Source organism: Enterococcus sp. LJL98 (genome assembly GCF_054871745.1).
Genome location: NZ_JBTXLU010000011.1, coordinates 23568 through 45167 on the forward strand (window position 1 = coordinate 23568; position 21600 = coordinate 45167).

20 protein-coding genes are annotated in these 21600 nt (G+C 41.3%); 18 read left to right on the plus strand and 2 right to left on the minus strand.

Features of this window, described 5'->3' with window-relative positions:
* The first annotated feature begins 7 nt into the window (after positions 1-7).
* The 5 genes from ACYSNO_RS09465 to ACYSNO_RS09485 all read left to right on the plus strand — a co-directional run bounded on the left by ACYSNO_RS09465 (position 8) and on the right by ACYSNO_RS09485 (position 3668).
* Positions 8-697, plus strand: a complete 690-nt coding sequence (locus ACYSNO_RS09465) for an ABC transporter ATP-binding protein (RefSeq protein ID WP_461730838.1) — start codon at positions 8-10, stop codon at positions 695-697.
* Between the two features lie 74 nt (positions 698-771).
* Positions 772-1731 (plus strand): sugar phosphate isomerase/epimerase family protein, encoded by a 960-nt coding sequence (locus tag ACYSNO_RS09470; RefSeq protein ID WP_461730839.1) that lies wholly within the window; start codon positions 772-774, stop codon positions 1729-1731.
* 97 nt (positions 1732-1828) lie between these two features.
* Positions 1829-2707: an SPFH domain-containing protein gene (locus ACYSNO_RS09475; protein ID WP_461730840.1), complete on the plus strand. Its 879-nt coding sequence runs from the start codon at positions 1829-1831 to the stop codon at positions 2705-2707.
* An 18-nt stretch (positions 2708-2725) separates the two neighbouring features.
* Complete coding sequence (locus ACYSNO_RS09480; protein ID WP_461730920.1) at positions 2726-3220, plus strand: LURP-one-related/scramblase family protein; 495 nt, start codon at positions 2726-2728, stop codon at positions 3218-3220.
* Between the two features lie 187 nt (positions 3221-3407).
* Entirely contained in the window at positions 3408-3668 is a 261-nt protein-coding gene (locus tag ACYSNO_RS09485) for a SemiSWEET family transporter (protein ID WP_461730841.1), read from the plus strand.
* A gap of 74 nt (positions 3669-3742) precedes the next feature.
* On the opposite strand, the gene ACYSNO_RS09490 is transcribed toward ACYSNO_RS09485, so the two are convergent.
* Both ACYSNO_RS09490 and ACYSNO_RS09495 read right to left on the minus strand, forming a co-directional pair.
* Positions 3743-4963, minus strand: a complete 1221-nt coding sequence (locus ACYSNO_RS09490; protein WP_461730842.1) for an MFS transporter — start codon at positions 4961-4963, stop codon at positions 3743-3745.
* 118 nt (positions 4964-5081) lie between these two features.
* The gene (locus ACYSNO_RS09495; protein ID WP_461730843.1) at positions 5082-5711 is read right to left on the minus strand and encodes a TetR/AcrR family transcriptional regulator; all 630 of its coding nucleotides are present in this window, start codon (positions 5709-5711) and stop codon (positions 5082-5084) included.
* 233 nt (positions 5712-5944) lie between these two features.
* Here ACYSNO_RS09495 and scrK point away from each other — a divergent pair, with 233 nt between their 5' ends.
* From scrK to ACYSNO_RS09560, 13 genes are all read left to right on the plus strand, one after another.
* Positions 5945-6823: a fructokinase ScrK gene (gene scrK, locus ACYSNO_RS09500; protein ID WP_461730844.1), complete on the plus strand. Its 879-nt coding sequence runs from the start codon at positions 5945-5947 to the stop codon at positions 6821-6823.
* A gap of 29 nt (positions 6824-6852) precedes the next feature.
* Positions 6853-7716, plus strand: coding sequence for an AraC family transcriptional regulator (locus ACYSNO_RS09505; protein ID WP_461730845.1), 864 nt, complete (start codon positions 6853-6855; stop codon positions 7714-7716).
* Between the two features lie 213 nt (positions 7717-7929).
* Complete coding sequence (locus tag ACYSNO_RS09510) at positions 7930-9561, plus strand: response regulator (protein WP_461730846.1); 1632 nt, start codon at positions 7930-7932, stop codon at positions 9559-9561.
* Positions 9558-11363, plus strand: a complete 1806-nt coding sequence (locus tag ACYSNO_RS09515) for a cache domain-containing sensor histidine kinase (RefSeq protein WP_461730847.1) — start codon at positions 9558-9560, stop codon at positions 11361-11363. Before ACYSNO_RS09510 ends, ACYSNO_RS09515 begins: the two co-directional genes overlap by 4 nt.
* A complete protein-coding gene (locus tag ACYSNO_RS09520) occupies positions 11360-12298 on the plus strand; it encodes a sugar ABC transporter substrate-binding protein (protein WP_461730848.1) in 939 nt (312 codons plus the stop codon). The genes ACYSNO_RS09515 and ACYSNO_RS09520 overlap by 4 nt, the downstream gene beginning before the upstream one ends.
* Before the next feature lie 13 nt (positions 12299-12311).
* Positions 12312-13328, plus strand: a complete 1017-nt coding sequence (locus ACYSNO_RS09525; RefSeq protein ID WP_461730849.1) for a galactose ABC transporter substrate-binding protein — start codon at positions 12312-12314, stop codon at positions 13326-13328.
* 253 nt (positions 13329-13581) lie between these two features.
* On the plus strand, positions 13582-14658 hold the full coding sequence (locus tag ACYSNO_RS09530; RefSeq protein WP_461730850.1) for a galactose ABC transporter substrate-binding protein: 1077 nt from the start codon (positions 13582-13584) through the stop codon (positions 14656-14658).
* A 97-nt stretch (positions 14659-14755) separates the two neighbouring features.
* Positions 14756-16291, plus strand: a complete 1536-nt coding sequence (locus tag ACYSNO_RS09535) for a sugar ABC transporter ATP-binding protein (RefSeq protein ID WP_461730851.1) — start codon at positions 14756-14758, stop codon at positions 16289-16291.
* A 1-nt stretch (position 16292) separates the two neighbouring features.
* Positions 16293-17522, plus strand: a complete 1230-nt coding sequence (mglC, locus tag ACYSNO_RS09540; RefSeq protein ID WP_461730852.1) for a galactose/methyl galactoside ABC transporter permease MglC — start codon at positions 16293-16295, stop codon at positions 17520-17522.
* Between the two features lie 485 nt (positions 17523-18007).
* Positions 18008-19084: a Gfo/Idh/MocA family protein gene (locus ACYSNO_RS09545; protein WP_461730853.1), complete on the plus strand. Its 1077-nt coding sequence runs from the start codon at positions 18008-18010 to the stop codon at positions 19082-19084.
* A gap of 12 nt (positions 19085-19096) precedes the next feature.
* Positions 19097-19843 carry a sugar phosphate isomerase/epimerase family protein gene (locus tag ACYSNO_RS09550; RefSeq protein WP_461730854.1) on the plus strand — a complete coding sequence of 249 codons (747 nt, stop codon included), beginning with the start codon at positions 19097-19099 and terminating at the stop codon, positions 19841-19843.
* Between the two features lies 1 nt (position 19844).
* Positions 19845-20555: a ThuA domain-containing protein gene (locus ACYSNO_RS09555; RefSeq protein WP_461730855.1), complete on the plus strand. Its 711-nt coding sequence runs from the start codon at positions 19845-19847 to the stop codon at positions 20553-20555.
* A 5-nt stretch (positions 20556-20560) separates the two neighbouring features.
* Positions 20561-21529 (plus strand): sugar phosphate isomerase/epimerase family protein, encoded by a 969-nt coding sequence (locus ACYSNO_RS09560; protein WP_461730856.1) that lies wholly within the window; start codon positions 20561-20563, stop codon positions 21527-21529.
* The last annotated feature ends 71 nt before the right edge of the window (positions 21530-21600 follow it).

The following is a 21600-nucleotide window of genomic DNA, read 5'->3' on the forward strand; positions in this document are numbered from 1 at the left end:
GGAAAAAATGACGGTATTAGAATTTAAAAAAGTTCGCAAAGATTTTCCCGATGGCGATCAAGTAATTCACGGCTTAAAAGAAACCAATTTTTCAATCGCTGCGGGTGAATTTATCGGAATTATTGGCCCGTCAGGTTCGGGAAAGAGTACCTTTCTAACCTTGGCAGGTGGGTTGCAAACGCCAACCGCGGGTGAAATTTTAATTAATGGACGACCATTTAGCGAAGAAAAAGAGAAACAACGAGCAACCATTCGTTTTCAGTCCATTGGCTTTATCTTACAAGCTTCCAATTTAATTCCCTTTTTAACCGTCGCAGATCAACTGCGTTTCGTTGATAAGGTCAACCATCGCTCGCAGACGGAAAAAGCCCAACAACTTTTTGAGAAATTAGCGATTCAAGGCTTGTTGAAAAAATATCCTCAAGATTTGTCTGGTGGGGAACGCCAACGGGTCGCGATCGCGCGTGCGTTGTACAATGATCCTTCAATTATTTTAGCGGATGAACCAACGGCTAGTTTAGATTCTGAAAAAGCGTTTGAAGTTGTCGAAATCTTGGCAAGGGAAGCCAAGGAAAAAGAAAAAGCGATTATGATGGTGACGCACGACACGCGTCTAATTGATGCTTGTGATAAAGTGTATGAAATCAATGATGGCGTCATGCACCCGTATGCAAAGAAAAGAAATCCCTCTTCATGAAAACGATTGACGAACAACTTTGTAACGGATAGACTAAAAAGCGTAATGAAAGAAGAAGGGGACGTTACGAACAGATGACACAGCAAAAAGCACTGGCTTATGCCACCGATTATGCCGGAGAATCAACCGGAATTGAGGAGATTGAAGCAAGGATTCGCCAAATCTCAGAAGCAGGATTCAGCCATATTCATTGGTGCCATGAATGGGATGGTGATTATACCTATTCGATTTATGAAATGCAACAAATCAAAGAATGGTTAGAAAAATATCATTTGAAAGTCCGAGGACTACACGCTTCAGAAGGAATGCGTTGGCGCGCCTCAAAAACAAAATTTCACTACCGTTGTACGACCTACAATCGCCGTGATTTTACGGCTTTTAACGAATACAACCGCCAAGCAGGTGTCGAACTGGTGAAAAATCGGATCGAGATGGCGGCATTTTTAGGGACAACGGAAATTGTTTTGCATATGCAAGTGCCCTATAAAAGTTTTGAAGAAGAAAAAGGCTATAAAGAGCGTTACTTTAAACAGGCCTATCAATCGTTTGATGAATTGCAACCCTATGCTTTAGAAAAAGGCGTGCGAATTTGTTTAGAAAATCAATTAGGAACACCTAACGCCTATCAAATCGATCAATTTGATCGGATGTTTGCCCGTTATCCTGCGAACTTTCTTGGATTTTGTTTTGATACAGGGCATGGCAATATTACGGGTTCCGATTGTTTAGAAATGCCGAAACGTTACCAAGACCGTCTCTATATGATTCATTTGTCGGATAATCATGGCTTGACATCAGAAGAATGTTGGGAAGATGCTTATCTTTTAGGACCTTGTGACGAGCACCTGAATCCTTACTTGGGTACCTTTGACTGGGAAGGTTTCGCCAAAATTGTTGCCCATTCGCCTTATGAAATGCCACCGGTGATTGAAGTCGCGCAAAAAGAAGCAGAAGCCTCTGCCTTTTTAGCAGAAAGCATTGCTTCAGGCCTGCGTTTTTCTAAAGCAGTCGAAAGATACCGACTCGAAAAATAAAATCATTATCCGACGCGAAAGGAAACATCCATCTCGAGTCGGATATTTTTTTGCTGAAAATATGCGATAATAGAAAGTATAAGGGAGGAAGAAGAAAATGAAAGAAAAAAATACGTTTCATGTAAACGGGTATTTAGGTTTGATTGTGTTGATCGGTCTATTGATCGGTGGGGGGTATCTCTTTTACACTGGTGTAGAAACAGAAACAACGTGGAAAATGATTACGGCAATTCTCATTGGAGTGATTTCTTTATTATTTATGAGTTCTCTAACAATCGTGAGTCCCAATCAATCCAAAGCCATTTTGTTTTTTGGACAATATTTAGGGACCATCAAGTCAAATGGCCTATTCATTACCACGCCATTAACCCAAAAAGTCAATGTTTCGTTAAAAGTGCGAAACTTCAATAGTTCATTACTAAAGGTCAACGACTCTGACGGGAATCCGGTTGAGATTTCAGCAGTCGTCGTCTATAAAGTCAAAGACACGGCCAAAGCTTTGTTTGATGTGGATTATTACCAAGAATTCATTGAGATTCAAAGTGAAACAGCCATTCGGCACATTGCTACCCAGTATCCCTATGATACCTTCAAGGAAGATGATATTACTTTGCGTGGCAATACGGCAGAAGTTTCGGCCGAACTGGCTAAAGAATTGCAAGAGCGACTAAGTGTGGCCGGCGTCGAAGTCATCGAGACACGTTTAAATCATTTGGCCTATGCAACAGAAATTGCGAGTGCCATGTTGCAACGGCAACAAGCCAAAGCCATTTTGTCAGCTCGTCAAACGATTGTCGAAGGTGCCGTTTCGATGACTCAAATGGCCCTGGAACAAATCGAAGAAGGGCAAGAAATAACCTTTACGGACGATCGGAAAATTCAATTAATCAATAACTTGCTCGTGTCGATTATTACCGATAAAGGCACACAGCCAGTCATTAACACCGGCGATGCGACACGTAGCCCGCACGAATAAGAAAGGGGGGAATGTATGATGCGACAACTTTACATTAAGCAAAAAGTCTTTAGTCTAGGAGAAAAATTCACCGTCTACGATCACCGCGAACGCCCCCAATACTTTGTGGAAGGCAGTTTCTTTCAAATTCCGAAAAGTTTTACGATTTACAATCAAAACCAAGTGGAAATTGCCCAAATTACCAAGAAAGTTTTTAGTTGGTTGCCAAAATTTTATGTGGATATTCGGCACAATCCGCAAATTATCATTGAAAAAGAACTGACCTTTTTCAAAGCGAAATACCAGATTTCAGCAGAAGATATTACGGTTGAAGGCGATTGGTGGGACATGGATTTTAGCATCCAACGACGTGGTCAAACCATTGCACGCATTCAAAAGAAATGGTTCACTTGGGGAGATACCTACGAGGTCGAGGTGCGAGATGAAAGTCTAGAAGAAGTCATTGTTTCCCTTGTGATTGCAATTGATTGTGTAAAAAATGATCAAAGTGCTTCTAACAGTGCAAGTAGCTAAAAAAGACCTTCCTCTATGAAAAATAGGGGAAGTCTTTTTTTGTTGGTCGATTTTTGTCGTTTCATTCAGTGATAATCGGACAACCACGAAAGGCAAGTCGTGCTATAGTTAAGGGGAAGAAAGGTTTTATCATAAAAAAATTTAGCGAATCGTTACCCAGTCGAAAAGCGAAAAGGAGCGGATGACAATGAAAGCAAGACTCAATCAAATTATTGGTTCTATCGGAGCGAGTATCGGAATTTTGGTCTTTGTTGCCTATATCCCTCAAATCATTTCAAATTTAAACGGTGTAAAAAGTCAACCATGGCAACCACTTGTCGCAGCGATTTCTTGTTTGATTTGGGTTTTGTATGGTGCGACAAAAGAACCGAAAAAAGACATCCTCTTAATCGTGCCAAACGCTTTTGGTGTTGTTTTTGGGCTGTTGACCTTTTTGACTTCGTTTTAGAGGAATTCATTTCGAACAAAAATATAAGCAAACAAGAGCCTACGACTATCGTCCATCGTCCAAGGCTCTTTTTTTTACATCTTTGCCACTACTTTTCGACTGTACAAAGCAATCATCAGGCTAACGAAACTCACTCCAACAATCAGCCACATGGTCGCATCACCAGCCAAGAGATTGCCGATGCCCCCATAGAACAATTGTCCTAAGGGCATGGCCGCTGCAGATAAAACCATGACAAAAGCCATCACTCGCCCAAGAAAATCGGTAGGTACATTCATTTGAATATAGACGATTAATTGTAACGAAACGAAGGAAAAGAGAGCCATAATGAAACTCACAATCACAAGCATTGTCCAAAAAGAAGCGAGGAGTTGATTCATCCAATGTAAGGGAAGGAGCAAGCCTAGAAAAATAAAACTGACAAGGAATAGACCGTTAGAAATCCATTGATTTGTCACTGTTTTCCCTTTGATTCCATAAAAAACCGTTCCGAGCAAACCGCCAATCGCAAAGCATGTATTCATGAGACCAAACTGCCCATCCGTCACTTGGAGCTGAATGCGCGAGAGGTAAGGAATCATGACTTGAATAAAAGCAGAAAGAAATAAATTAAGTAAAAGAGCAACAATGCAAATTTGCAGAATGACGACTTTTTTACGTAAGAAAGCCAGGATTTCCATAAAATCTTCTTGTACGATTTTGAAAATCGAAGCGTCGGTCACCGCTCTTTGAACGAGTGGTATTTGTAAAACGACTTCGCATAAGATGGCTAAGAAAAACAAAACTCCAGACCAAATGAAAATCAAATGCATGCGTTCAAATTGATACACCATCCCTGCGAAAATGGGGCCGAAAATCCCTCCTAAAATGCCAATGCCGCTAATAATACTATTCGTTTGTGGGATTTGTTCAGGGGTGCAAAGTAAAGGGATGGCTGACTGCACGACAGGTGTTTCGAAAGCGGAAATCATACCAAGCAAGACGGTTAAAATGCCAATGAATAAGATTCCGTGTTCTAAAGAGGTCACCAGATAGTAGAGTAGGGCAAAAATGAGGTAACCCGTATCCATGACCAACATCATTTTTTTCTTAGGTAGACGATCGGCTAAAATCCCGCAAATCGGCAAACAAAGCACCCGTCCAATAATGGCGAGAGCGGTAATGAAACTAAAAGTCCAAAGTGATTTTGTAAGGTCTAGGACATATAGGGAAATGGCAAATTGCATCAAGGTCGTTCCTAGGACAGAAAAGAGTTGGCTCCCTGTCAGTAGCAAGATGTTTTTATTTTTGGTCATAAGTGGTCTCCTTTTCGCTGGTTATAGGCTTCATTTTTTCTTTGAATTATCATCGGGAATCCTTTCTTGTGTTTTACATACTACTGGTATGTTGGAGCGTAAAAAAAATAGTTCAAGACTATTTTTTTAACTGATCAAACAAGTCATCGGCCGTTGCGACGTGTTCCTCTGTCAAAAGAGGGACATTTAATCCTTCAAAGGTCCTTTTGATGAAACGAACTTTTCGCTTGAGTGTTTGGGTATCTTGTTCATGTATTTGAAAGCCAATCCATAAGTTTAGCAACAAAATAATCAACTCAGCAATTTCTTGAGGATAATCGGTTTGGATGGAGCCATCATCGATTCCTTCTTGGACAATGCTTTGGATTTCAGGAGCGAAGGTCGCAAAGGATTGCAAGTATTGTTCGCCAATAATTCGTGGTGTTTTTAGTAAAACACTCGCAGAAAAGGCGATGGATTGCTTCTTAAAAGAAGAAAATTCGGCTTGAATGGAATTTTGGAGTTTCTCAAGCCCAGTGTTACCTTGCCAATCAAAGAAAGTCTGACCATTATCAGAAGCACTCAGTAAAGCTTCAAAAATCGCAAATTTCGATTGAAAATGATGATAGATCACGCCTTTTGTCATACCACCTAAACCATCGACAATGTCTTGAATGGAAGTATCATCATAACCTTTTTCTAAGAAAAGTTCTTCTGCCACGTCTAAGATTTTTTGTCTTGTTTGCTCAGGATTGCGTGTTTTTTTCATAAAAAAACTCCTTTACATACCAGTAGTATCTAAAGGATAAGAGGAAATCTACAAAAAGTCAATCGAATAGTAAAAATGCCTTTGTTTTCTTGAAAAAGAACGGAATCCTTACTCAAGGAACAAAAAACACGATGTAAACGTTTTATAAAATAAGAAATTCACTAAAGGACTAGCTTTATTGCAAAAATCTATTTAAAATAGAACTATTAAAGCATAAAAGGAGAAAAACGTCTATGTTATATGGGTCAATTGAAGCAGGCGGAACAAAATTTGTATGTGCTGTCGGCAATGAAAAATTAGAAATCGTGGAACGAGTGAGTTTCCCAACAACGACACCAGCAGAAACAATGCCATTGGTGATTGGGTTCTTCAATAAATACAAAGAGGATTTAGTTGCGATTGGTGTGGGTTCATTTGGACCAATCGACATTCGCCCTGATTCTGCAACATACGGTTTTATTACCTCAACACCGAAATTAGCTTGGCAAAATTACAACTTTTTAGGTGCAATGAAAGAAGCCTTTGATCTGCCAATGGCTTGGACAACCGATGTGAACGCTGCAGCCTATGGGGAATACGCTTTTGGTAACGGTCAAGGAACGAAAAGCATGGTTTACTACACGATTGGTACGGGTGTGGGTGCAGGTGCCATTCAAGACGGCAACTTTATTGAAGGGTTCAGCCATCCAGAAATGGGACACGTATTAGTTGTTCCTCATAAAGATGATGACTTTGAAGGTAGCTGTCCTTTCCATGGAAACTGTCTCGAAGGCATGGCGGCAGGTCCTGCGATTGAAAAACGTAATGGACGCAAAGGACAAGATATTCCTGAAAGTGATCCTTTCTGGGAAATTGAAGCAGAATACATCGCACAATGTGCGCACAACACGACCTTAATGTTTTCACCAGAAGTCATTATTTTTGGCGGTGGCGTGATGAAACAACGTCACATGGTTGAAAAAGTTCATGCAGCCTTTAAACGTTTAATGAACGGCTATGTGGCAACACCAGATTTAGAGAAATACATCGTAACCCCTGCTTTAGAAGACAATGCAGGAACAATTGGTTGCTTGGCCTTAGCAAAAAAAGCATTAGCTGAAGCGTCATTTTAACGAAAAAAATTGAAAGAGGAGGTGCAGTTGTGAGTTTGTATTTGGAAATTCCACAATTGAACCTCCAATTTCCTTATCGGGCGTTTTTGAATGACGGAATGACGATTGTCTATCCGCATTGGCATAAGGAAATTGAGATTATTTACGCCAGTCGGGGACAAGTGAAGATTGGCGTGGACGATACGGTTGTGGAATTAGAAGAAGGCGAGATTTTTATGATTGCCAGTGGTGAACCCCACTATTTCTTGGCATCGCCCGATAGTGAGCGTTACGTCTACCAATTTGATTTAAAGCTATTTGATGAATCTTTTTTACGAGAAACCGAAGAAAGTTTAGTCAATTTGTTTGCGACAGGCGAGCGTCATAGCCGTTATTGGCCACAAGCCTTTCGAATCAAAATGACCAAACTGCTCGTCGAATTGTATCAATTCGAAGCGACACCCCCTCAAGGGAAGAACTATTTCGTTTTAGCCAACCTTGCGCGTTTCATCGGGGAATGTTACGCCCATTTACCAAAACGTAACGAACACCATCTAAAAGAAACACCCAATGCCATTCATCGCAAAGACACCTTAGAGCGTTTGAATCAAGTCTTTGAATACATTGAAAACCGCTACCAAGAAGTGATTACGATTGAGGAAGTCGCCAAGTATGTTGGCTTTAGTCCCTATTATTTTACGCGCTTTTTTAAAAAGAATACGGGGCAAACCTTCATTCAATTTTTAACGGAATACCGAATTAATCAGGCGAAATTTATTTTGGCAAATGAAAAGTTACCGATGATTGAAGTCGCTGAAAAAGCAGGTTTTTCGAGTGTCAAAACCTTTCATCATGTCTTTAAAGAAGAAATGGATATTTCACCCTTGCAATACCAAAAGAAAATGAATCGCTAAAAAAGAGAAAAAGCTGGAAGACGAGTGTAGTGACCCAAAAAAGTTAGACCGAAAATCGAACTTTTGGAGGGCGCTTCAGAGCCCTTGTCTTTTGGCTTTTTCATTTTTGAATGTCACGCTTAAAATCAGGGCCTTTCAACTTTCGTTTGGCTCTTGTGAAACAAAATGATTTCCCGTAGAATGAAATGGAAACGTTTTATAAGGGGTGGGAGTTTGGAAAAATACTATAAAGTCTTATTAGTCGATGACGAAGCTGAGATTCGTGAAGGAATGGCCCAACGCATTCCTTGGGAGACCTTGGGCTTTCAAATTTGTGGAACGGCGGAAAATGGCGTGGAAGCCTTGGATTTGATTGAAAAAGAATATCCTGAAATCATTATTACCGACATTCAAATGCCCTTTATGGATGGGCTTGAATTGATTGATCGGGCGCAGTCCTTACTGCCACTATCGAAATTCATTGTTTTTTCTGGTTACGACCTTTTTGAATACGCGCAAAAGGCCATTTCGCTAGATGTGGCAGAATATTTGCTGAAGCCCTTTTCTGCGCAGGATTTAATGGCCGTGTTACAAAAAGTCAAAACAAGTATGGACGAAGAAAAACAGGCGCAGCGAAACATTGAAAGCTTACAAGCGCAATTTGAAGCCAGTTTGCCCTTGTTGCGACAAAGTTTTTTACTAAGTTGTCTAAGTAATGGCATGTCGGCAGAAAGACTGCAACAACAAAGTGAGAGCCTTTCGTTGAGTTCGTATCAAGGCTACGGTGTGGTTCTTTTTGATATTGGTTCCTTAAAAGAAATGCCCCATTTTCAAGGGAAAGCAGAACTGTATTTTTTAGCGATGAAACAATTTGTTTCGGAACACTTAGCACCATTAGTCACGAGCGAGACTTTTATTTTTGGTGAAGTCTTGGTTTCCATTTTATTGTTTGAAACAAAGCTGGATATGAATGAGTTGCTGACACGTATTAATGAAATTTGTCGGGAGGCCAGCCGGATCAATGGCGGGACGGTCGTTGCGGGTGTGAGTCAACCCGTCGGTCACTTAAAGCAGTTGGCGCGGGCGTATCGTCAGGCACAAGAGGCGTTAGCTGATAGTTACCGTCTAGACCGACAGGAATTATTTACAATCTACATTCGCGATGTCGTGCAGCAGTCGACCGATCTTTTGATTTTAACCGAACAGGAACAGCGCAACTTTGCGAATTTGTTGAAATTGGGTTCGAGTCAAGGCTTAGAAAGCTTTGTTGCGCAAATGTTTGAAAAAATTAGTGCCAATCACCTTTCATTGGCCCAGTATCGAGTGTATCTACTCGAACATGTGACCCTTTTATTACGGATGGCCAATAGCTATGAGCATGCCCCTTTGCTTGTCTTTGAAGAAGATGTCATGGAGAAAATCGGGCAAATCGAGAAACTTTCCTTAGAAGAAATGCGGATGTGGTTCTTGCAAAAAGCACTGCAACTCAGTCGAACCATTCAGATGACGACTGCCGATTCTGGAAAAGCCTTTATTCAAAAAGCCAAATTATTAGTCAAAGAACGCTATCATCAACCCGATTTATCGATTGAACAAATTAGCCAAGAATTGTACTTGAGTGCCGCTTATTTTTCTTCCATGTTTAAAAAAGAAACGGGGCAAAGTTTTGTTTCGTATTTGACGAAAGAGCGTTTAAAACAAGCTCTTGTTTTATTGGAAACAACGGCGGATAAAAGTTATATGATTGCAGAAAAAGTCGGTTACAGCGAACCAAACTATTTTAGTTATGTCTTTAAAAAGCATTACGGTTTGTCGCCTTCAAAATACCGAAAACAGTTGGCTCAGGCAGCGGAGAAGAGCCTATGAGAATGAAGTTTCGCCAACTGATGCATGCGGTGACGCAATTTTTTTATCGCAAGGGCTTGCAATTTACTTTGTTATCAACTTTTACTTTAGTTTCAGTCGTAGCGGTTTTATTCGTGACGGCTGGTTACATGCGGCAATTTTCAACCACAACCGAACAGATGATGCGCGATAATAGCCTTAAAATGTTGGATCAAGTCAACTTAAATTTGGATGATTACCTCCATCGCTTAATGGGCGTGTCCAATACGGCTTACTATAAAATTTTAAAAGATAGCGACATGAGTCAAAATCAGGACAGTCGTAATCGGGAACTGGGCTTGCTCTTTTCTGCCAATGAAAGCATCTTATCGACGATTGCCGTTTTTGATGATCAAGGCAATTTGCTTCATAGTGCGCCCAGCAATCAATTGAAAAAAGACAGTGATCCGACGCAAGAAAATTGGTTTATTCAAGCCAATGAAAAAATTGAGAACGTGCATTTCTCGCAACCAGCCGTCGAAACACTTTTTCAACCGATGAACAATACCTATCATTGGGTCGTCTCTTTGAGTCGCTCAGTTGAACTGATGAATCACGGAGCCGTTGAGCGTGGTGTATTACTAGTGAACATGAATTTTACCGGCATTGAAAAGATTAGCTTAAATGCCAATTTTGGTCACGAAGGTTACGTCTATTTGATGACGCCTGACGGCCAAATCATTTACCACCCAAAACAACAACTCATTTATAGTGGCTTGATGCTTGAAAACACGCATGCGGCTTCGAATTATAGTGAAGGCAGCCATCAGGAGGTCTTCCAAGGAGAAAAACGGATTGTGACGGTCAAAACGATGGGCTATACGGGTTGGAAAGTGGTCGGTGTGACACCGGTTTCTGAAATGCGTTCCGCGATTTTTAATAATCATTTATTATTGGTTAGTTTAGCCGTGATGGTGAGCTTACTGATTCTTAGCATTAACCTTTTGATTAGTGCTCGCGTGACGAACCCTTTGCGTCAATTGGAAAAAGCCGTCTCGCGAATGGAACAAGACATTTACGATATTGACATCCCGGTTGAAGGTAGCTATGAAATCCAACATTTATCCCGTACGTTGATGACGATGGCTCATACGATGCAACGTTTGATGGCTGATATCGTCAAGCAACAAGAACAAATGCGTGAAAAAGAAATGAATGTCTTGCAGCAGCAAATTAATCCTCATTTTCTATACAATACGTTAGATTCCACGATTTGGATGATTGAGAGTGGCCGCTATGAAGGTGCCATTACCATGATTACGTCTTTAGCGAAATTTTTCCGTATTAGTCTAAGCAAGGGGAAAAATATTATTGCATTAGAAGATGAAATCAAGCATGTTCAAAGCTACTTGACCATTCAAGAAATTCGCTATAAAAACAAATTTTCTTATACGATTGCGGTCGATGAATCAATTGAAAATGCCGCTACGATTAAGTTAATCATTCAACCACTTGTTGAAAATGCCATCTATCACGGCATGGACTATATGTACGAAGAAGGAGAAATTCAAATTCGTGCCTATCGTTATCAAGAAGCCATTTACATTGACATTGAAGACAATGGACCGGGGATGACGGAAGAAGAAGTCAATCACTTGCGTCATGGGACCAAGCCCAAAACGAAAAAAAGAGGGTCTGGCATTGGCTTTGCAAATGTAGAGGAACGAATCAAATTGTTTTATGGAGACCAATACGGGATTGCGGTTTATAGTGAACCCGATGAAGGCACCTTAATTCGCATTCATCTTCCCTTTCAACCAATAGAGGAGGAGTCAGAGAAATGAAAGAATCTTTGAAAAATGTTTTTTTAGTCTTTAGCTTTTTGCTCCTACTCTTTTCCTTTATTTTTTATGCGACACGACCCAAACCGACCCCTGAGTATCGCGTGACCGCCTATTTACAAAACACCTATGAAGAAAGCGGCCACCACGCCTTGCGTTTGGGTATGGAACAAGCAGCCTTTGACTATAAGTTAGAGCTAGTGTTTTCCCCCGTTTCAGCGATGGAATCCCTCGCGCAGCCAGTAGAAAATATGGAAGAAGCAGAAGAAAAGGACAGTGATGGCGTCATTATTGAGCCGACAGCCGACCAAACCACAATGACCTTACCAAAACACCAAGCCTTGCTTTTTGTCAACGGACAAGGGCCTACGATGTTTTCAATCCCGACGATTACCGCAGATAACGAAAAAATCGGGGAGGAGTTAGGCGAGGAAATTTTACGACACAAGCAGGCAGGGGGGACGGTATTGATTCTTGCTTCCGAAGGACCGAGCCAAGAAGAAGAAGAAAATCAAAGAGGCTTGATTGCAAGTTTTACCAAGCAACAAATCGACTATCAAATCATCACGTATCCAAATGATTTGGCAGAAGGCTTAGAAACCCTCTTTGCGGAACAAGCATACGAGGCCATTGTCTGTTTCGGCCGTGGAGGGAGTGAGGAGTTGGGCCGCCTGAAAAAAAGCATGGCCGCTCTTGATGAAGTCCCGATTTATGGGTTTGGTTTTTCCAATACCTTATTAACTTTGGTGGACCAAGGAGTCGTTGCTGGATTAGGCGTGAGCAATCAATTTGCGGTAGGTTATGCCGCAGTCGAGCAAATCATTCGGCAAATCGAAGGACAAACGGTTCGTCCGCCACAAATTGCACGTTTGATTGTGACCCAGGAAAATTTGTTTGATACCGAGAATCAAAAACTACTATTTCCACTGATTCAATAGGAGCGTGTGAGAGATGAAAAATTGGAAAGTGTTGCTCAGTTTTGTTTTTTTAGCGAGTGCCTTGCTCGTCTTTTTTATCAGTCGAACGCCACGAATGGCGGAGGAACGTTTGCGTTCCGATGCATTGAAAATTGGCGTCAGTTTGTACCGTGGCGATGACGAATTTATTTCGTCGGTCAGTCGTGCTTTGGAAGAAGCGAGCCCAAGCCAAGCCAAACAGTACCATCGGAAAAACCAATTGAAAATTGTAGATGCAAAAAATAGCCAAACCATTCAAAATACCCAAATCGATCAATTTATTCGCCAAGATTATGATGTTATTGCTGTTAACGTCGTCGATCGCACGGTTGCTTCTAGCTTAATTTATAAAGCAAAACAGGCCAACATTCCCATTATCTTTTTTAACCGGGAACCGATTGAAACGGACTTAAGGCAATGGGAGCAAGCTTTTTACGTGGGCAGTCAAGCGCAAGAATCGGGGGAAATGGAAGGGCGCCTCGTTTGGGAGACCTTTTTAGCCAATCCCGTTTCGATTGATTTAAATGGTGATGGTAAAATTCAATACGTGATGTTAGAAGGCGAAGAAGTCCATCAAGATTCGTTGATTCGTACCGAGTCTTCGATTCAATCTTTAGTAGATGCAGGAATCAAAGTCGAACGTATCGCTCGCGGAGTGGGCAATTGGATGCGGCAGCCCAGTAAAGAATTTGTCTTGAAATGGCTCACCGATTACCCGAATCAAATCGAATTAATTATCAGCAACAATGACGAAATGGCTTTGGGAGCGATTGAAGCGATTCAAGAAACGGCGGGCAATTGGTCGCCGAAAGTCGTGGGGATTGATGGCACCAAAGAAGGACTTGCTGCGGTCGATGAAGGACAAATGTTAGGCACGATTTTAAGCGATGTTCATTTGTATGCAGAAAAAATCTTTGAAATTGCCTATACGACGGCCCAAAATCAAGCACTGAAACCCCAATATTTTTGGATCCCACACCAAATGTACTTGCAACCTCAAGAAAAAAGGTGAGCAAACCGACTCAAACAAACCGTTGCCTTTTCACCTATGCGTAACGAAAAAATCACCTACATATGCATGTAAAAACAGTTTTAACGACAGAATCAAAGGAATCCTTACGCAAATCGAGCGAGGGATTCCTTTTTTGTTCACAAATAAAAGCGATTCCAAAAAAATCACTAAATCATCTAAAAATATTCTATGTTCAATCAGTGAGCGCTTTCATATACTAAGAGTGTTAAGAAAACAAAGGAGGCAATCAAGAATGAAGAAAAAAATGTTGGCGTTAGGTTTCATCAGTTTATCAGCAATTTTAACATTAGGTGCTTGTGGTAGCCGCGGTGGTGGCGGAAGTGCGAGTTCAAGTGAAGGTGGCGGAAAAGCAGAAGGCGACAGCAACCAATTAATTGGTGCAGCCATCTATAAATTTGATGATACCTTTATGACGGGTGTACGAACAGCCATGTCAGAAGCAGCCAGTGCAGATGGCTTAAAATTAGAATTGGTTGACTCACAAAATAAACAACCGACTCAAAATGAGCAAGTCGATACCTTTATCACCAAAGGAGTCAATGCCTTGGCAGTCAATGCGGTAGACCGAACAGCGGCTGGTCCAATTATTGAAAAAGCCAAAGCAAAAGAGTTACCAATTGTTTTCATTAACCGTGAGCCAGAAGCGGCAGATATGGAAAGCTATGACAAGGTTTGGTATGTTGGTGCCAAAGCGGAACAATCTGGTACCCAATCTGGACAAATCATTTCAGATTACTTTGATGCCAATCCAGAAGCAGACAAAAATGGCGATGGCGTCATTCAATATGTCATGTTACAAGGAGAACCCGGACACCAAGACGCGACATTAAGAACGGAATATTCCATTAAAGCGATTGAAGAAGCAGGTTACCAAACGGAAAAATTAGCAGTCGATACAGCGATGTGGGATAAGGCGAAAGCAACCGACTTAATGAAATCCTTCATTACTGGTCAAAGCTTAGATAAAATCGAAGCCGTGATTGCAAATAATGATGACATGGCACTGGGGGCAATTGAAGCCTTAAAAGCAGAAGGATACAACACGGGTGATCCAGCGAAATTCATTCCAGTTGTTGGGGTGGATGCAACGGCACCAGCCTTAGAAGCGATGAAAGACGGTTCGCTTTTAGGAACGGTCCTCAATGATGCAGTCAACCAAGGGACGGCGACCATCAATGTAGCAAAAGCAGCGATGAACGGGGAAGAAATCAATGAATCAACCGTAGGCTACCCTGTCACAGATGGCAAATACATTTGGATTGACTATGTCAAAGTCACAAAAGACAACTACGCAGAATTTATGGAATAAAAAAGTGAGTTGAGCGAAAGGGAGTCATTCACTTTGCTCAACTCCATTCTTTTTTGAACCAAATCGATCAATTGAAAAACAGAAAGGGAATGAAATCATGTCAGATGTCCTATTAGAAATGAAAAACATCGTAAAAGAATTCCCCGGAGTCAAAGCCCTAGATGGCGTAGATTTGACCGTCCGTAGAGGTTCTGTACATGCATTAATGGGGGAAAATGGTGCAGGAAAATCCACCTTAATGAAATGTCTTTTTGGGATTTACCATGAAGATAGCGGCGAGATTCTTTTAGATGGAAAAAAAGAAGAAATCCTAAATTCGAAACAAGCATTAGATTTAGGTGTTTCAATGATTCATCAAGAACTTCATCCCATTCGTTATCGTCCCGTAATGGAAAATATTTGGTTGGGACGCTTTCCAATGAAAGGTATCGTGGTCGATCGCAAGGAGATGATTCGTCAAACAGAAGCCTTATTTAAAGAATTGGAATTGGATGTCGATCCAGAAGCGCTTGCCGGTACACTGTCGCCTTCAACTTTACAATTAGTTGAAATTGCGAAAGCCGTTAGTTATCATTCAAAGATTATTATTATGGACGAACCGACGTCCTCCTTAACAGAAAACGAAACCAAGCATTTATTTAAAATTATTCGTTCGTTACAAGACCGCGGCGTCGCGATTATTTACATTTCGCATAAAATGGAAGAAATATTAAAAATATCCGATGATGTCACCATTATGCGTGACGGCCAATACGTGGGTACCTGGCCGGCAAAAGAATTGACGACCGATTTAATTATCAAACGAATGGTTGGTCGGGATATGACCCAGCGCTTCCCAGAAAAAGAGTATCAACCTTCAGAAGAAATTATTTTAAAAAGCACCAATTTAACGGCGACGGATCCAAAATCTTTTAAAGACGTCAATTTTGAGTTGCGTAAAGGTGAAATCTTAGGTGTAGGTGGACTCGTTGGTGCCCAAAGAACCGAGTTGGTCGAAGCGATTTTTGGGTTACGTGGGATTGCTTCAGGAACCTTAGAAAAAGAAGGCAAAGCACTGAAGATTCGCCACCCGAAAGATGCCATTCAAAACAAAATTGCTTTGTTAACGGAGGAGCGTCGAGCGACGGGGATTTTTGGTGTCCTCTCAATCTTAGACAACACCGTCATTGTCAATCAAAAAGACTATGCACATGCCGGAGTCCTCAATGAACACGAACGCTTGAAAGCGGCCGAAGCAAAAAACAAAGAGCTCCGGACAAAAACACCTCATATGGAGGAACTCATCCGAAACTTATCCGGAGGAAATCAGCAAAAAGTCTTATTGGCGCGATGGTTATTAACCAATCCTGATATTTTAATTTTAGATGAGCCGACACGGGGAATTGACGTCGGGGCCAAGTTTGAAATCTATACGATTATGCATCAATTAGTGGCAGCAGGAAAATCAATTATTATGATTTCATCGGAAATGCCTGAATTACTTGGCATGTCAGATCGTGTAATGGTGATGGCAGAAGGTCGAGTGACGGGTATTCTTGACGCAAAAGCAGCGGATTCTGTCCTAGTCATGGATTATGCGACCCGTTTTGCTGAAAAGGAACATCAAGGAATCATAGAAAGTGAGGAGTTCTAATATGGAAGCACAAATAAAAATCTTACCTCGCAAACAATTCGGGCAATTTTTTGCCATTGCTGGTGCAGCGATTTTGGCCTTAGCGATTGTTTTATGGTATACACTAAATCCAAACGTTTTTTACGAATTGGCGATTTATGTCGGAATGGTAGGCGTTGGGGCCTTATACTACGGGCTCAATCAAATGTTTGCGCGCAAATACCGCGAGGGTGAGGTGGAACTCTCAAAAAAGACAGCCAAAACCTTTTTATTAAATAATGCGATTATTTTATCCTTATTGCTCTTGGTGGTCATCATCATGGTCATTGAGCCACGTTTTATGCAGTTAAACGTGTTGCTTGATATTCTAACCATGTCGTCAACCAAAATGATCGTAGCACTCGGCATTTGTTTCACCTTGTTAATTGCTGGAACAGACCTTTCAGCAGGACGGATGGTTGGTTTAGCAGCGGTCGTCTCGACTTCGATGTTGCAAAACCCTGATTATGCCAATCGTTTCTTCCCTGATTTACCCATGTTGCCGGTCATTTTACCGATTCTAATTGCCGTTGCAGCAACGGCAATCTTTGGTGTATTGAATGGTTTCCTAGTGGCCAAATTTGATATGCATCCGTTTATCGCCACATTAGCGGTATCGGTGATTGTCTATGGGGTCAACTCTTTATACTTTGATATGGATCCCAATAAATCACAACCAATCGGTGGGATTCGTAAAGACTTTGTCATTTTAGGGCAAAAGAAATTTCTTGAAATAGGGGATTTCCCAGGGATTTCCGTGCTCGTGCCAATTGCGATTTTATTTATTTTACTCGTCTGGTTTATTTTAAATAAAACTGTCTTTGGTAAAAATGTTTATGCGATTGGAGGGAACCGTGAAGCGGCAGTCGTTTCAGGAGTGAATGTTTTCAAAACAACCATGGGTATTTTCGTTTTAGCTGCTGTTTTATACGGAATTGCTGGGATTTTAGAAGCCGCTCGAACAGCAGGTGCAACCAATAACTATGGAAATGCCTATGAACTGGACGCGATTGCCGCCTGTGTCGTTGGTGGGGTCTCCTTAAGTGGGGGTGTCGGAAAAGTCAGTGGGATTGTGAGCGGGGTCCTGATTTTCACCGTCATTCAATATGGACTACAATTCATTGCCGTGAGCCCAATGTGGCAGCAAGTGATTAAAGGAATTATTATCGCCGTTGCCGTTGCAATTGATTTAATGAAACACCGCAAAAACTAAAGTAAGAAAAGCGGTTCTTTGTTAATAAGGACTGATGAATAGAAGCTGGAAGGTATCTGTTAGAATCTCGCGATTACTAACAGGTATCTTTTTTCATTCTCCAAAAAAAGGAGAAAAGTATTTCTATTTCATGAATCGTAAATCAATAGTTTCAGTTACAACGGAAGTGTTGGATTAATATGTCCCTTTTGAGAAGACAGAAAAAGTTGCCGTTATCCATTGGAATACGAATAAATGGGTTCTAGCATGTATGAATTCACACGAAACTTCACAAGAAAAATAAAAGAAAAGGACTCAATCTTGTAACTTGAGCAAAGAGAGCAGATTTCTTTGGAACGTCTTTAAAAAGTATCAAAAAATCGTGCAAACTTCTCAAAAGGCAATATCTGGGAATTTTATAGGTGAAAGGTGGGAAGAATCTTTGAAAGCCTTTGCTTATAATAAAGTTATCAAATAGAAAAAGGCTTTCAGGAGGAATGGAAAAAATGACATTACTAAAAGTTGGAATTATCGGTTGTGGTGGAATTGCTGAAGGAAAACACTTACCATCATTAGCAAAAGTCAAAGAAATTGAAATCGTTGGTTTTTGTGACATTATTGTGGAACGTGCGGAAAAGGCACAAAAAAAATACGGTAGTGAAGCGAGTAAAGTCTTTGAAAACTATCAAGAAATGTTAGCAGAACTTGATTTAGATGTCGTGCACGTTTGTACCCCAAATATTTCTCATGCAGAAATTTCAATTGCTGCTTTAGAGGCAGGGAGTCACGTGATGTGTGAAAAACCAATGGCGAAAACGTCAGAAGAAGCCCGCGCGATGATCGAAGCGTCAAAACGCACTGGAAAAAAATTAACAATTGGTTACCAAGGTCGTTTTGCAACAGAATCAATTTATTTACAAGAAGTCTGTGCAGCGGGTGAATTAGGCGAAATCTACTCAGCGAAAGCACATGCGATTCGTCGTCGTGCCGTTCCAACTTGGGGCGTGTTCTTGGACGAAGAAGCACAAGGTGGCGGACCATTAATCGATATCGGTACGCACGCATTAGACTTAACCTTATGGATGATGGATAACTACAAACCGAAATACGTTGTCGGAAACACCTATCATAAATTATCTCAAACAAAAAATGCAGCCAACGCATGGGGACCTTGGGATCCAGAGAAATTCACGGTAGAAGATTCAGCCTTTGGTTTTGTTGTGATGGAAAACGGCGCAACGATTTACCTAGAATCAAGTTGGGCATTAAATAGTTTAGACGTAAAAGAATCAAAAACCACTTTATTTGGAACAAAAGGTGGCGCGGACATGAACGACGGCTTAACGATTAATGGAGAAGACCGTGGTTTATTGTATGAGAAGAAGATTGAATTAGAAGCTGGTGGGGTGGCTTTCTACGACGGAAATGCTGCAAGTCCAGCTGACTTAGAAGCACAAGCTTGGATTGATGCCGTGTTGAACGATACCGATCCAGTTGTTTTACCAGAACAAGCGTTAGTTGTGACCGAAATCTTAGAAGCAATTTATGAATCAGCGAAAACAGGCGCACCCGTTTACTTATAGGAGGAAAATGCAATGAAGCCAAAAATTGCCTTACAACTTTGGAGTATAAAAGAAGATTGCGAACAAGATTTTCCTAATGCATTGAAAGAAGTGAAGAAGGCAGGGTATGCCGGCGTGGAATTTGCCGGCTACTATGGCCTCAAAGCAGCAGAAGTTCGTCAATTGTTAGATGAATTAGACCTAGAAGTAGCCGGCTCCCACGTCCCTTATGAAAACCTCGTGGAAGATTATGAAGGCACCATCGCTTTTGAAAAAACGATTGGCAACACCCGTATCGTGATTCCTTTTATGAGCTTTCCTGATTTTTCTGGCTGGCAACAATTTGCGGCAGAGCTAAAAATACTTGCGCCAAAACTTGCGAAAGAAGGTCTCACCCTTTATTATCACAACCACGCCCACGAATTTACCGAAGTACCAGAGATGGATTTACTAGACTATCTGGCCAAAGAAGTACCAGAACTGAAACTCGAAGTGGACGTTTATTGGGTCCATGATGCCGGATTGAACGTGGAAGATTGGTTAGAAGCGCAAAAAGAAAAAATCGGTCTCTTACATATAAAAGAGATGCAGGAGAATCCAAAAGAAAGTACGGAAATTGGTAAAGGAATTTTACCGATAGCCCGTTACGTCAAAAAAGCCAAAGCACTTGATCTTCCATGGCTCATCATTGAACAGGAAGCGTTTCAAACCTTAACGCCAATGGCAGCCGTTCGTGAAAATTATCAAGTGTTAACCAAAATTGTAGAGGAGTGTCATTGAGATGATTCAAGTAACCGTATGGAATGAATTTCGTCATGAAAAAACCGACGAAGAAGTGCAAAAAATGTATCCCGAAGGCATTCATGGGCAATTAGCTCGTTTTATTGGAGAAGAATTTACCGTTAGAACAGCGACTTTAGATGAAGAAGAACACGGGTTGACGGAAGAAATCTTAGCAGAAACCGATGTCTTATTATGGTGGGGACACGTGGCCCACGAGGAAGTCCAAGACGAAATCGTCAATCGCGTACACCAACGAGTCTTAGAAGGTATGGGATTAATTGTCTTGCATTCGGGACATTTTTCAAAAATCTTTAAAAAATTAATGGGAACAAGTTGTGATTTAAAATGGCGGGAAGACGGCAAACATTGCCGCATCTGGAACGTCAACCCAAGCCATCCGATTGTTGAAGGCGTTGGCGAATTCATCGAGCTTGAACAAGAAGAAATGTACGGAGAGCACTTTGATATTCCGGCACCTGATGAGTTGGTCTTTGTGTCTTGGTTCCCAGGTGGCGAGGTCTTCCGTAGCGGCTGTACCTACCGTCGCGGGAATGGGAAAGTTTTTTATTTCCAACCCGGTCACGAGACCTATCCAAGTTATTACAATGAACAAGTGCAAAAAGTAATTAAAAACGGCATTCGTTGGTGTGCACCAACCGAGAACATTTACCCAACTTATGGGCACTATCAAGCAAGAGAGGATGTATAAAAAGAATGAAATTAGGCGTATTTACTCCATTATTTAACCAATTAAGTTTTGAAGAGATGATTGATGCGGTTTCAAAAAAAGGCATCCAAATGGTCGAACTTGGAACGGGTGGAAATCCAGGTGCCGCTCACGTGGACGTGGATAAATTACTTGTGAGTAGCGATGCTCGAAAAGAGTATTTGGCCAAGTTAGCAGATAAAGGACTGGGGATTTCTGCTTTTAGCTGTCACAACAATCCGATTGCACCGATTGCAGCGGAAGCACAAGAATCGGATGAAACTTTGCGTAAAACAATTAAATTAGCCAGCTTAATGAACGTTCCGGTTGTCAATGGCTTCTCAGGGGTAGCTGCTGGAAATGCTACCGACACGCAAGTCAACTGGCCAGTTTTACCATGGCCAACAGAATATGATGATAACTACAATTACCAATGGGAGCAAAAACTTATTCCTTATTGGAAAGGGATTAATACCGAAGCAGAAGCAGCAGGTATCAAAATTGGGATCGAATTACATGGGGGCTTTTTAGCACATACGCCTTATACGATGTTAAAATTACGAGAAGCAACTGGAAAAGCGATTGGTTGTAACCTAGACCCAAGTCACTTATGGTGGCAAGGCATTGATCCAGTGGCAGCCATTAAAATTCTTGGAAAAGAAAATGCGATTCACCACTTCCATGCGAAAGATACCTACTTAGACCAAGACAATATTAATATGTATGGTTTAACTGATATGCAACCGTACGGCGACGTGCAAACGCGTGCCTGGACTTTCCGTTCTGTGGGCTGTGGCCATGACTTGAAAGAATGGTCCGACATGGTTTCTGCGCTACGCTTATACGGCTATGACTATGTGATGAGTATCGAACATGAAGATCCACTAATGTCAGTGGACGAAGGGTTGACTCGTGCAGTAACCAACCTGAAAAGTATTATGATTAACGACCAACCAACGGAGATGTGGTGGGCGTAAAAACACTGAGACTCTCTGAAGAAAATTTGCTTCAGAGAGATTCTTGCATGGATGAAAGATTGAGGGAGTTT